Source organism: Kitasatospora sp. MMS16-BH015, from assembly GCF_002943525.1.
Classification (GTDB): domain Bacteria; phylum Actinomycetota; class Actinomycetes; order Streptomycetales; family Streptomycetaceae; genus Kitasatospora.
In genome coordinates, this window is the sequence record NZ_CP025394.1 from 198045 (window position 1) to 211371 (window position 13327).

General features: G+C 73.8%; 8 protein-coding genes and 2 pseudogenes. 7 read left to right on the forward strand and 3 right to left on the reverse strand.

Annotated features, from left to right (window positions below):
- The first annotated feature begins 208 nt into the window (after positions 1-208).
- The 5 genes from gcvPA to CFP65_RS00910 are packed head-to-tail and all read left to right on the forward strand — an operon-like array spanning position 209 to position 5823.
- Positions 209-1585: an aminomethyl-transferring glycine dehydrogenase subunit GcvPA gene (gene gcvPA / locus CFP65_RS00890; RefSeq protein WP_104814287.1), complete on the forward strand. Its 1377-nt coding sequence runs from the start codon at positions 209-211 to the stop codon at positions 1583-1585.
- Entirely contained in the window at positions 1582-3186 is a 1605-nt protein-coding gene (gene gcvPB, locus CFP65_RS00895) for an aminomethyl-transferring glycine dehydrogenase subunit GcvPB (protein WP_254552151.1), read from the forward strand. The genes gcvPA and gcvPB overlap by 4 nt, the downstream gene beginning before the upstream one ends.
- Entirely contained in the window at positions 3183-4343 is a 1161-nt protein-coding gene (locus tag CFP65_RS00900) for an ATP-NAD kinase family protein (RefSeq protein ID WP_104814288.1), read from the forward strand. Before gcvPB ends, CFP65_RS00900 begins: the two co-directional genes overlap by 4 nt.
- Positions 4344-4374: 31 nt before the next feature.
- On the forward strand, positions 4375-5121 hold the full coding sequence (locus CFP65_RS00905; RefSeq protein WP_104814289.1) for an SDR family NAD(P)-dependent oxidoreductase: 747 nt from the start codon (positions 4375-4377) through the stop codon (positions 5119-5121).
- A 48-nt stretch (positions 5122-5169) separates the two neighbouring features.
- Positions 5170-5823, forward strand: a complete 654-nt coding sequence (locus CFP65_RS00910; protein ID WP_104814290.1) for a GntR family transcriptional regulator — start codon at positions 5170-5172, stop codon at positions 5821-5823.
- 24 nt (positions 5824-5847) lie between these two features.
- Here the strand turns inward: CFP65_RS00910 and CFP65_RS00915 are convergent, their stop codons facing one another.
- The gene (locus CFP65_RS00915; protein WP_104814291.1) at positions 5848-6870 is read right to left on the reverse strand and encodes a GNAT family N-acetyltransferase; all 1023 of its coding nucleotides are present in this window, start codon (positions 6868-6870) and stop codon (positions 5848-5850) included.
- Between the two features lie 313 nt (positions 6871-7183).
- Between CFP65_RS00915 and CFP65_RS00920 the strand changes: the two genes are divergently transcribed.
- Positions 7184-7921 carry a hypothetical protein gene (locus tag CFP65_RS00920; RefSeq protein ID WP_104814292.1) on the forward strand — a complete coding sequence of 246 codons (738 nt, stop codon included), beginning with the start codon at positions 7184-7186 and terminating at the stop codon, positions 7919-7921.
- 74 nt (positions 7922-7995) lie between these two features.
- Here CFP65_RS00920 and CFP65_RS00925 read toward each other — a convergent pair.
- Positions 7996-9085, reverse strand: a pseudogene (locus CFP65_RS00925) (molybdopterin cofactor-binding domain-containing protein); the annotation flags it as partial.
- Positions 9084-9821 (reverse strand): annotated as a pseudogene (locus tag CFP65_RS00930) (FAD binding domain-containing protein); the annotation flags it as partial. The pseudogenes CFP65_RS00925 and CFP65_RS00930, both read right to left, overlap by 2 nt.
- 275 nt (positions 9822-10096) lie before the next feature.
- On the opposite strand from CFP65_RS00930, the gene CFP65_RS38605 reads away from it, so the two are divergent.
- Complete coding sequence (locus tag CFP65_RS38605; protein ID WP_158701956.1) at positions 10097-13087, forward strand: LuxR family transcriptional regulator; 2991 nt, start codon at positions 10097-10099, stop codon at positions 13085-13087.
- Positions 13088-13327: the final 240 nt, after the last annotated feature.

Here is a 13327-nt window from a genome sequence, read left to right on the forward strand (position 1 = left end):
GCCCAACAGGCTTGTGCCGGCCGCGAGTCCGGCGGTGAGGACGGATCGACGAGTGGGTCCGGTGAGCACTCTTGCCTCCGGGGGAAGTGATGCTGAATGCTGTATACAGCACACTGAATCCAGAGCGCGGCCGTCAAGAGTCCTGCGGCACAAAGCTCGAAAGCACCCGGCTCTGCGGCACCGCCAAGTAGCTTGCGAAGGATGGAAGATGACGCCCACTGGCCCGTCCGTCCACCCCTACGTCCCGAACTCCGTCCCGGCCGTCCGGGCCGCGATGCTGGCCGCCCTCGGCGCCTCGGACATCGAGGAGTTCTACGCCGACATCCCCGCCGCCCTCCGGCTCGGCCGGCCGCTCGACCTCCCGGCCCCGCTCCGCTCGGAGGCCGAACTCGTCCGGCACATGGACGAGTTGCTCGGCCGCAACACCAGCACCCGGCAGGCCCTCAGCTTCCTCGGGGCCGGCTGCTACCCGCACCACGTCCCGGCCGTGGTGAACGAGATCGTGGGCCGCAGCGAGTTCCTCACCGCCTACGCCGGCGAGCCCTACGAGGACCACGGCCGGTTCCAGGCGCTCTGGGAGTACCAGTCGCTGATGGCCGAGCTGCTGGCCACCGACATCGTCAACGTGCCGGTCTACGACGGCTTCCAGGCCGCCGCCACCGCCCTGCGGATGGCCGCCCGGCTCACCGGGCGGCCCGAGGTGGTGATCGCCGGCGCCGTCGACCCGGACAAGCTGGCCAAGCTCGCCGACTACCTGCGGCCCGACCACCGGCTCCTCCTCGTGCCGGTCGACCCGGCCACCGGTCTGGCCGACCTCCCGGCCGTCCGCGCCGCCCTCGGCCCCGGGACCGCCGCGGTCTACGCCGACGCGCCCTCCTACCTCGGCCTGGTCGACCCCGCCCTGCCCGAACTCGGCGCCCTGGCCCACGCGGTGGGCGCGCGCTACGTGGTCGGCTGCAACCCGGCTTCCCTCGGCGTGCTCAGCCCGCCCAGCGCGTACGGCGCCGACCTCACCTGCGGCGACCTGCAGCCGCTCGGCCTGCCGATGAGCTTCGGCGGCAGCCACGCCGGGTTCATCGCCAGTGCCGACGACCCCGTGCTGGTCGCCGAGTACCCCTCCCGCCTGTTCGGCCTGGTGCCCACCGAGGTGCCCGGCGAGCTCGGCTTCGGCGACGTGGCCTACGACCGCACCTCCTTCGCCCTGCGCGAGCAGGGCAAGGAGTGGGTGGGCACCGCCGCCGCCCTGCACGGCATCGCCGCCGGGGTCTACCTCGCCCTGATGGGCCCGGCCGGGATGCGCGAACTGGGCACCACCGTGCTCGCCCGCACCGCCTACGCGCTCCGGCGGCTCACCGAGGTCCCCGGCGTCGAGGCGCCGTACGCGGGCGCGGCGCACTTCGCCGACTTCTGCCTGCGCTTCACCGGCTCGCTCGGCGCCGCCGAGGTCAACCGCGAGCTGCTCGCCCGGGGCATCTTCGGCGGCAAGGTGCTCGGCGCCACCGACGCCCTCTACTGCGTGAGCGAGACGCACACCAAGGCCGACATCGACCGGCTCGCCGACACCCTTCAGGAGATCGTCAAGTGACCGCCCGTCAGGCCGTGCCCACCTCGGCCGCCGATGCCCTGATCGCCCCCAAACCCGCGCTGCGCCGCTACCACCAGGCCCGCTGGGACGAGCCCGCGATCTTCGACCTGCACACCCCCGGCGCCCGCGGCCTGCTCGTCCCGCTCCCCGAACCCGAGCTCGCCGAGGCCGTCGGCGACCCGCTCGCCGCCCTGCCCGCCGGCCTGGCCCGCGAGACCCCGCTGGCCCTGCCCGAGCTCTCCCAACTCCACGTGCTCCGGCACTACTTGCGGCTCTCCCAGGAGAACCTCGGGGTCGACCTCAACATCGACGTCGGCCAGGGCACCTGCACCATGAAGTACAGCCCCAAGGTGAACGACACCTTCGTCCGCGACCCGGCCGTCGCCGACCTGCACCCGCTGCAGGACGAATCCACCGTCCAGGGCGTGCTGGCGGTCATCCACCGGCTCGAACGGATGCTGGCCGAGATCTCCGGGATGGACCGGGTCAGCCTCCAGCCCGGGGCCGGCTCCGCCGCGATCTACACCAACATCGCGATGATCCGCGCCTACTTCGCCGCCCGCGGCGAGCTCGACCAGCGCGACGAGGTGATCACCACCATCTTCTCCCACCCCTCCAACGCCGCCTGCGCGGCCACCGCGGGCTTCCGGGTGGTCACCCTGCACCCCGACCCGGACGGCTACCCGGACCTGGCGGCCCTGCGCGCGGCCGTCGGCCCCCGGACGGCCGCGCTGCTGATCACCAACCCCGAGGACACCGGCATCTACAACCCCCGGATCGCCGAGTTCGTCGACCTGGTGCACCAAGCGGGCGGCCTGGCCTGCTACGACCAGGCGAACGCCAACGGCATCCTCGGCATCACCCGAGCCCGCGAGGCCGGCTTCGACCTCTGCCACTTCAACCTGCACAAGACCTTCTCCACCCCGCACGCCTGCGGCGGCCCGGCCGCCGGCGCCTGCGCCGTCACCGAGGCCCTGGCCCCCTACCTTCCGCGCCCCACCGTGGAGTTCGACGGCGAGCGGTACCGCCTGGACGACGACCGCCCCGACTCGATCGGCAAGATCCGCCCGTTCTACGGCGTGGTGCCCAACCTGGTCCGCGCCTACGCCTGGATCATGTCGCTCGGCCCGGAGGGCCTGCGCACGGCCGCCGAGACGGCCGTGCTCAACAACAACTACTTGATGCACCAGGTCAGTCGGATCCGCGGCGTCTGTGTCCCGTACGCCGCCGGCCGCCCCCGGCTGGAGCAGGCCCGCTACAGCTGGGCGCAGCTGGCCGCCGAGACCGGCGTGCACAGCGAGGAACTCGGCTACCGGGCGGCCGACTTCGGCACCCACTACTGGACCAGCCACCACCCGTACGTGGTGCCCGAACCGATGACCCTGGAGCCCACCGAGTCCTACTCCCGCGCCGACCTCGACGAGTACGCGGCCATCCTCGCCGAGGTGGCCCGCGAGGCCTACGAGGACCCCGACACCGTCCACACCGCACCCCACCGCTCCGCCGTCCACCGCGCCCGCCCCGCCACCCTCGACGCCCCCGCCCACTGGGCCGTCACCTGGCGCGCCTACCGCCGCAAGATCCTCGGCGAGCAGCTGTGACGCCGCCGGCGGGGGGCCCGCCCCCGGTCCTCGGGCTGATCGTCAACCCGGTGGCCGGGCTCGGCGGGCCCGTCGGCCTCGGCGGCAGCGACGGCGCGGCCGTGCAGCGGATGGCCCAGCACCTCGGCGCCCAGCCCCGGGCGGGCGAGCGGGCCGCGCTCGCGCTCGCCGAGCTCCGCTACCGCCACCCCGAGCCGTTCCGTCTCCTCACCCCCGCCGGCCCGATGGGTGCCGAGGCGGCCCACTCGGCCGGCCTCACACCCCTCCTGGTCCACCACCCGGCGGCCGAAACCTCCTCCGCCGACACGGCCGCCGCCGTCCGGGCGCTGCGGGCCGCCGGCGCGCAGCTGATCCTCTTCGCCGGCGGTGACGGCACCGCCCGCGACCTGCTCGACGCCGACCCGGGCTGCCCGGTGCTCGGCGTCCCGACGGGGGTCAAGATGCACTCGGCCGTGTTCGCCGTCCACCCCCGGGCCGCGGGCGAGACGGCCGCCGCCTATCTGCACGGCCTCGCCGCCACCGCCCCACCCGTCCCGACCCCCGAGCGCGAGATCCTCGACCTCGACGAGGAGGCCCACCGGGCCGGCCACCTCGGCGCCCGACTGCACGGCCAACTCCGTGTGCCTGAGCTCCCGTTGCGAATCCAGCAGCGCAAGACCGGCACCAGCGCGCCCGACCCGCCGAGCACCGGCGGCATCGCCGCCGAACTCCGCACCTTCCTCCCCCCGGGCGCCCTGCTCGTGCTCGGCCCGGGCTCCACCACCCAGGCCGTGGCCGCCGCGCTGGGCGCCGAGACCTCCCTGCTCGGGGTCGACCTGCTCCGCCGTGAGGGCGAGGGCCTGCAGACCCTCGCCACCGGCCTCGGCGTCGATCACCTGCGCCAGCAACTCGCCGGCCAGGCCCCCTGGATCGCCCTCTCCCCCACCGGTGGGCAGGGCTTCCTGCTCGGCCGGGGCAACCAGCAGCTCTCCCCGCCGCTGCTCCGCGCCGCCGGGCGCGAACGCCTGCTGATCCTCGCCACCGAGGCCAAACTCGCCGCCCTCGGCGGCCGCCCGCTCCTGCTCGACACCGGCGACGAGGCCCTCGACGCCGAACTCTCCGGCCACCACCCGGTGATCACCGGTTTCCGCCGCCGTACCGTCTACCGCGCCCAGTAGCCCAACACCCCATCTTCCGAGAGGAATCACCGTGATCGACCTCACCGGCCGCCGGGCCATCGTCACCGGCGGAGCCGCCGGCATCGGCCGCGCCACCGCCACCCTGTTCGCCGAGCTCGGGGCCCAGGTGGTGATCGCCGATCTGGACGCCGAGCAGGGCGAGCACACCGCCAAGGAGATCGGCGCCACCTTCATCCGCTGCGACGTGGCCAGCCGCGCCGACTGCGAGGCGGTGGTGGCCGCCGCCGTCGAGCTGCACGGCGGGGTGGACGTGCTGTTCAACAACGCGGGCATCATCCGCCGGTCCACCGTCTGCGAGATCACCGACGCCGACTGGGACCTGGTGATGGCGGTCAACGTCCGCTCGGTGATGGTGCTGAGCGGGCTGGTCATCCCGCTGATGGCGGCGAACGGCGGTGGCAGCATCGTCAACACCGGCTCCGGCTGGGGCATCAAGGGCGGCGAGCGGGCCGCCTCGTACTGCGCCTCCAAGGGCGCGGTGGTCAACCTGACCCGGGCGATGGCCATCGACCACGGGCCGCAGGGCATCCGGGTCAACTGCGTCTGCCCGGGCGACACCGCCACCGGCATGCTGGCCGAGGAGGCCCGCCAACTCGGCGCCAGCGTCGACTCGTTCTACAGCGACGCCGCCGACCGACCGCTCGGGAGGATCGGCCAGCCGCTGGACATCGCCCGCACGGTGGCCTTCCTCGCCAGCGAGGCCGCCGCCTTCGTCAGCGGCGCCGTGCTCGCGGTGGACGGCGCCGGGACGGCCTGAGCCACTGCGATACTGACGAGAGCCACGATGGGGAGAGGGAGCAGCGTCATGCCGATCGAGCGGCGTCCACTGCGCGAGCAGGTCAAGGACGAACTCCTGGAGCGCCTGGCCCGGGGCGAGTTCACCGCCGGGGAGCCGATCAACGAGGTCCACCTGGCGGCCGAGCTGGGGGTGAGCCGCACCCCGCTGCGCGAGGCGATGATCTCGCTCGAACGCGAGGGCGTCATCACCAGCGAGCGCGGCAAGGGCTTCCGCTTCGCGCTGCTGAGCGCCCAGGAGTTCCGCGATCTGACCACCATCGTGGCCGCCCTCGAGTCACTGGCCCTCGAACTCTCCGACCCGGCCCACCTGCGCGCCATCGCCCCGCGCCTGCTGGCCGAGGCCCGGGCGTTCAGCGCCCCGCAGGCGCCGTACGACGTGATAGAGCGCTACGACGACGCCTGGCACGACCTGCTGCTCTCCGGCTGCCGCAACGAGCGGCTGATGGACCTGATCACCTCGCTCAAGCTCACCATGCACCGCTACGAGCGCCTCGCCGTGGGCGATCAGGACGTGCTGGAGCGCACCGCCGCCGAGCACGAGCGGATCGCCGAGTGCCTGCTCACCGAGGGCGCCGGGGGCACCGAGGCCGCCGTGCTCGCGCTGCGCCACAACTGGACCAGCGGCATGGAGCGCATCCTGGAGCGCCTGCCCACCCCGTGAGCCCCACCCGGCCGACGGGCGGGCTCAGGCCCGCCCGTCGGCCAGCCGCTTCTCCAGGTCCGCCGTCCGCGCCTCGACCAGCTCCATCATCCGGACGGTCTCGTAGCCGAGGGTGTGGTTGACGCTGATCATGTGGGTGTTGACGGCCGCGGTCGAGGTCAGCACCCGGCTCAACTCCGGCCGCTCCACGGTGAGGTGCCGCATCATCGCGGCCTTCATCGCCCGCCCGAGCCCGTGCCCGCGGTGCGCGGCCACCACGGAGGTGTCGTAGACGAAGCCGAACTCCCTTCGGTAGGGCAACAGATGGACCACGTGCGTGCCGACCACGGCGCCGGTGCTCTGCTCCACCGCGACCACCACCCGCTGCTCCACTCCGTTCCCGGCCAGCTCCCGGTCGGCCTCCCGCACCCGCTCGGCCGTCCAGGCCGTGGCGCGGAAGCTGCTCCGGCCGCGCGGGGCGTCCTCGATCGCCTGCCGGGCCACCGCGTACGAGTCCACCAACTCCTCGGGCGTCGCCCCGGACCAGTCGGCCAGCCGGTAGCCGGCGGCCACCTGCACCTCCCACATCCGGGCCGGGGTGGCCGCGACCAGCAGCGCCTGCATCACCATCCGCTGGGTCACCTCGAACCCGTGCCGGGCGGCCCAACTCGCCGCCGCCGCTTCCGGCTTCATCGGCAGCCCGACCACCGTCTCCCGCCCGGACTCCCGGACGGCGCCCAGCACCGTGCGGAGCAGCCCGGTGCCGATGCCCTGCCGCCGCAGCTCCGGATGGACGTGCACCTCGACCCTGGCCACCGCGGCATTGGAGCCGTCCGGCAGCCCGAGCTTCGCCGTGCCGACCAGCCGCCCGGCCAGGTACCCGGCCCAGTACCGGCAGACGCCGTCCTCGAGCGGCGGCGCCTGGAGCCGGCCGATCGCGCTGTCGTAGGTCAGCGGCGGATCCTCGGGCCAGTCCACCAGCACGGCCGCCGCCCGCATCGTGTGGTACTCCACCAGCTCCCGCTCACCGGCCCCGGCCGGGTCGAACGGCCGGATCTCGAGCGCCACCGTTCTCTCTCCCTCATGCAGCACCGGGCCAGTTTATCGGCCCGGCCGGCCTTGGTCGGCGTCTTCCACCCGACTAGGGGACAGCCCGACCGAGGCGGCAGCCCGACCGACTGCGAGCCCGCCTCGAGAGCCGCGGCTGCGCCGTGCCCGACCGACCGACCCCACGGGACATACCGCCCACCCCGGGGCAACCCCACCCGGAACAGCCACCCGAAGCGGCCTTCTCACCCATCCCAACGGCCCGCGACAGCCCCTCAGTTCCGCGCCCAGGTGTACCCGGGCCGCCGCCAACCTGGCCGGCAGCCTCGGTTCGGTGGTCGCCGCAGTCGCCGTCCAACTCGACTCCCGGGCCGCCTACTCGGCCCTGATCCTGGCCAACGCGCTCAGCTACCTGCTCACCGCCGTGATCGCCGCCCGGCTGCCCCACCTCGCGCCCGTGCCCACCCCACCGGGCGCCTCGAAGCGGGTGGCCCTCCGAGACCGTCGCTACCTCGCCTTCACCGCGCTCTCCGCCCTCACCGGGCTCCAGGGCGACGTGCTGCTCTTCGTGCTGCCGCTCTGGATCGTCGGCCACACCGACGCCCCGCACTGGCTGGTCGGCGCCACGGCCCTGCTCAACACCCTGATGGTGGTGGCCCTCCAGGTCCGCACCGGTCGCGACGTCCGCACCGACACCGACGCCGCCCGCCTCTGGCGCCGGGCCGGCTGGGCCTTCCTGGCCGGGATGACCCTGACCGCCTTCGCCACCGGCCAGCCCGCCTGGCTCGCGGCCCTGCTCCTGCTGCTCGGCATGGCCGTCCACACCACCGGCGAACTCTGGCAGGCCGTCGGCTCCTTCGAACTCCGCTACAGCCTGGCCCCGGCCCACGCCCAGGGCGAGTACGCAGGCGTGCTCAAACTCGGCACCGGCATCGCCGACGCCCTCGCCCCCTCCCTCCTCGCCCTCCTCTGCCTCACCTGGGGCCGCCCCGGCTGGCTCCTCCTCGGCACAGTCCTCGCCCTGGCCGGCCACGCCGTCCCGCACCTCCTCCGCGAACCCCGCCCCGCCTAAAGGCCGTTCCGCCCCGCAAGCGCCTGCCACACCTTGTCCCGCAGGAACGGCGCCTCGGTGAACCGCACCCCGGTCGCGTCCCGCAGCGCCTTCGCGAACGCGGCCAGCCGGTACCGCCGGAAGGCCGCCGCGGTGACCTGACCGCCCTCGTCGAGCAGCACCCGCTCGAACAGCGTGGCCCCGAGCGCCTGCGCCACCCCGCCCTCCACCTGGCCCCGGCACTGGAGCGGGTTCATGGACCGCCCGAGCCCGTACCCCCGGAAGGCCCCGGCCGGTACGGCGTTGGTGTACACCGAGTACGCCTACACCTTCTTGTGCGGGGCCCGGTAGACCCCCATCGACTCCCCGATGCTATGGAACATCACCGCCGGCCTGTGGTTCCCGTACGCGCCGGTGTTCGACACCACCCAGGACTGCAGCGCCGTCAGCGTGCCGTCCTTGCGGGCGCCGAGCTTCACGGTGATCAGGAACGGGTGCCGGGTGGTGGCGCCGTGGAACTGCTCGGCCCGGGTGAACTCCAGCTTCACCGGCCGGTGCAGCCGCAACGCGGCGAACACCGCGATGTCCTCGGTGAGTATCTCCTGCTTGCTGCCGAACCCGCCCCCGACCCGCTCCCTCGGCAGGTCGTACAGCGCCCGCCGGGTGAGGAACGGCACCTGCGTGCTCGACCGCACCACGATCCGCTCCCCGCCCGCCTCCACGCTCTCCTCGAAGTACACGACACAGCCGTGCGTCTCCAGGCTGGCGTGCTGCACCCGCTGGGGCCGGTACGTCTCCTCGTAGACCAAGTCGGCTTCCGCAAAGCCGAGTTCGACGTCGCCCAGCTCGCCGTGCGCCTCCCCGCACACATTGGCCTCCGGTCGCGCGATCCGCGCCTCGGGCCCCTTCGGGTGGAGCACGGGCGCCCCGGGCAGCATGGCGAGCTCGGGGTCGAGCACGTACGGCAGCGGCTCGTACGCCACCTCGATCCGCCGGCAGCCCTCCTCTGTCGCCCCCTCGCTCTCCGCCACCACGGCCGCCACGCTCCCCCAGCCTTCGGCCGGGCGGTGCCGCCTCACCAACGAACCGCATCACCTCGTCCAGCACCCGGGTGTCGCCAGGGTCCTCGGTCGGGTGCTCGTGCCGGGCGGAGGAGTACAGCTTCGCCGGCACGTCCTCGTGGGATGTCGTCGAAGTACTCCTCCCACCCGATCCCCTCCGCCACCGCCGTCCGGACGGCGGCCTAGTTCGGCCCGGGCGGGAGACAGAGCCGGATCGGCCGCACCGTCGAGGCCGTCACCGTGATGCTCAGCGAACCGTCCACCGGATCCACCGCCCCGATCACCAGCACCCCGGACCGCCCGAGCCCGTACAGCGAGGCTTGCCGGAAGGCCATCCGCCCGGCCAACGCCCGCCCAGCCAGCGTCACCGACCGCAGCAGCTCCCCCCTCCGCAGCACGCCCCGCCCCGCCCCCGTGACGAACTCCGTCACCGGCACCCGCCGCAGCTCCCCGGTCTGCGCCCGCAGCAGGCAGACCCCGTCCAGCGCAGCGGTCAGCGAGATCATCGGCCCGGCCGGCAGCGAGTTGCACAGGTTGCCGCCCACGGTGGCCAGGTTACAGATCTTCCAGGAGGCCAGGAACGCCCGGCAGCACTGCTCGAACAGCGGCACCGCCGCCCACCTGGCCGGCTTCGGGTACCGCGACAGCTGGGCGATCGTGCAGGTGGCGGCGGTCTCCAGGCCCCCGTCGGCGGCTACGGTCAGCGGTGTCCAGCCGGTCCGGCTCAGATCGATCAGCCGCCGCAGGTGCGGCTGCGGCTCGGAGAACAGGTACGTCCCGCCGCCCAGCCAGGCGTCGCCCAGCCGCCACGCATCGCGACGCCGGGCGTCACGCACCTCCACCACCGTGTTCAGATCCACGTCGGTCCACCGTCCTCACCGGCTCGTTGTGCCGATTGAAGCCGCCGACCGACGCCGCCCACGAGTGGAGTCGTACACCGTCCCTCGCCATCCCGGCTGGAGGATGATCCAGCCCATTCTCAGCGTGGCCACATCAAGAACGGGCATGAACTCTCTGTTTCGAACACCCTCGCACCCCCGCCACCCGGTTGACGACCCACCGCCCACCCCACTGGGATGAACACCCGTCAGCCCAGCTCAGGGCGTGCCCACACCAACCAGGGGAGGACGGGGACATGCCCACCACGGCACCACACCAAGACCCACACCACTTCCCGGCCACCAGACTCCCCCTCACACCCGCCGCTGCGGCCCCGCACCTCCCTCCCGCCCCCTCCCCCATCCACCCCGCCTTCGCCCCCGCGCGCGAGGAGCTCCTCCGCTCGGCCGCCGCCCAGCTCGCCCGCCACCAGTCCCTCCTCCTCCACGGCCCCGCCGGCATCGGCAAGTCCACCCTCGCCCGCGCCCTCGCCACCCGCTCGGGCTTCACCCTCCTGCACTGCACCCCGGCCGAGCCCGAACGCCACCTCCCCTTCCTCGGCCTCGTCGACCTCCTCGGCCACCTCCCCGACAGCGCCCTCGCCGCCCTGCCACCGGAGCCCCGAGCCGCCCTCGACGCAGCCCTGCTGCGCACGGCACCCCCCACTACGCCGCACGACCAACTCGCCCTCCGCCTAGCCGTCCTGGCCCTGCTCCGCACCCTCTCCCTCACCCACCCCGTACTCCTGCTCGTCGACGGCCTCCAGTGGCTCGACCACCCCACCGCCGAACTCCTCGCCTTCCTCGCCCGCCGCACGGCCGGCACCCACCTCCACCTCCTCGCCACCGAGACCACCCCACCCACCGCGACGCCCCGTCACCACGCCCTCCTCGCCCCGGACACCCCGACCCTCCCCATCCCCCCGCTCACCCGCACCGGCCTCGCCCACCTCCTTGCCGACCCCACCCTCGAGCTCGCGGCACACCCATCCCCCGACCCCGCCGAACCCCTCTCCCCCACCCGTCTACGCGAACTCCACGAAGCTTCGGCCGGCAACCCCCGCTACGCCCTCGAACTGGCCCGCGCCAACCACCACCAGAACCCCGCCGAACCCCCCACCGCCCCGGAACGGCTCCGCACCCACCTCCTCCAGCCCCTCCACGGCCTCCCGTCCGCCGTCCGCCACGCCCTCCTACTCACCTGCGCGGCCTCCCATCCGACCCTCGACCTGCTCCGCGCCGCCGGCCTCCCCGACCCCGGGACCATCCTCGCGACGCCCGTCCACCGCGGTCTGCTCACCATCACCCCGGACGGCACGCTCCACCCCCACCACCGCCTCCTCCGTGCCGCCGTCCTGGCCGACGCCACCCCGACCGCCCGCCGCGACGCCCATACCGCCCTCGCCGCCGCCACCCCCGACCCCCTCGAACGCGCCCGCCAGCTCGCCTACGCCCACCCCGCCCCCGACGAACCCCTCGCCCAGGCCCTCACCGCCGCCGCCCAGCAGGCCCCCAACCCCCCGGCGGCCTACGAACTCGCCCTCCTCGCCGCCACCCGTACCCCACCCACCACCCCAGCCCACTGGGACCGCCACCTCGCCGCCGCCCAGCTGGCCCTCACCACCCCCACCCCCGAATCCGCCCGCACCCACGCCCACCACATCCTGCGAACGCCCGAGCCGAACGGCACCCACTCCGCCGTCCCTCCCTCGCCCCACCACCGCTCCGCCGCCGGCCTCGTCCTCCTCCACACCTACGCCGACTCCCTCACCACCTCCGTCCCGTCCACCCTCCTCACCCAGAGCCTGAACGAATCGCCCCCCACCCAAGACCCCACCCACCGCGCCGCCTTCCACTACTGGGCCGCCGCCCGCGCCACCCAAGCCGGCCACTCCACCCAGGCCCTCCACCACGCCGAGGCAGCCACCCACACCACCGACCCCCAGGCCCGCACCGCCGCCCTCACCCTCCTCGCCACCCTCCACACCACCCACGGCAACACCCCCGCCGCCCACCAAGTCCTCACCCGCGCCACCACCCCGCCATCCGCCCGCCTCGCCACCCACGGCAACACCGCCACCACTCACCAAGTCCTCACCCAGGCCCCCTCTCCCACCACCCCGCCATCGGCCCTCCTCCTCGCCACCCAGGTCACCCTCGCCCTCGAATCCGACGACCTCCCCACCGCCCGTCACCACCTCGCGCACGCCCCCCGACTCCTCGATCCCGCAACACTCCTCCCCACCCTCCGGCTCCACCTCGCCGCGGGCGACACCCAAGCCGCCCACCACCACCTCCACACCCACCTCCGCCTCACCACCCCCGCCCTCGACCCCACCGAGCCCCCGCCTCCGGACACCGCCTCCGACACCCTCCACGCCCTCGCCCTCCTCCACCTCCACACCGGCCCCCACCTCTCCGACGCAATCCACCTCGCCACCACGGCAGTTCACCGCAGCACCGCCACCAACCACCGACCCCACCTCCTCCGCTCCCTCGACCTCCTCGGCCGCGCCCACCTCCTCGACGAGGACCCGGCCAGCACGGCCACCGCCGTCGAGGTGCTCCAACTCGCCCGTAGCGTCGGCCAGTCGATACAGCACGCCGACTCGGCCACCCTCTGCCGCCTCGCCGCCCTCACCGAAGGCCTCGCCTCCCTCGGCGAACACACCGAGGCCGCCCACACCCTCGCCGAGGCGAAGGCCATCCGCCCCACCGGGCCGGTCACCACCGCCGTACTCCACCGCGCGGAGGCCCTCCTCCTCGCCGCCACCGGCCGGCCCGCCGAGGCCATCACCCTGCTCCAGTCAGCCGTGGCCCAACTCCGCTCCCATCAGCACCCGTTGGAGGAGGCCGCCGCCCTCCTGGCCCTCGGCACGGTCGAGCGCCGCGCCCGCCGCCGCGCAGCGGCCCGCACCACCCTCACCCAGGCCCACGCCCTCTGCGTCACCCACGGCGCCCACCCCCTCCGCCACCGGATCGAACGCGAACTCCACCACCTCGATCACCACCCCGCCACCCCCGGCCCCTCGAACGGCGGCAGCTCGACCCCACCCGCCCCCGAACTCACCGCCGCAGAGCGCCGGATAGCCGGCCTGGTCGCCGAAGGCGCCACCAACCGCGAGGTCGCCGCCACCCTCTTCCTCAGCGTCAAGACCGTCGAGGGCACCCTCTCCCGCATCTACCGCAAACTCGGCGTCCGCTCCCGGACCGCCCTCGCCCGCACCCTCCGCCCCCTCACCCCCTGAACCCGTACCCCCTGAACCCGTACCCCCTGAACCCTCACCCCCTTGCTCACCAAGTCCCCTCCATCCCCCGCCACTTCCGGCAACCTCACCGACACCGTCGGTTCACAGAGCAGGCAAGGGATACCCCGCTTATGACGAGGGCCCAGCCTTCCTAGAGTTGAGCGCATCGAGTCAAGCAGTACACGGCGCATCAGCCGGAACCCGGCAACCGCCGATCCCCGGCCTGTGCCCCTCACGCCT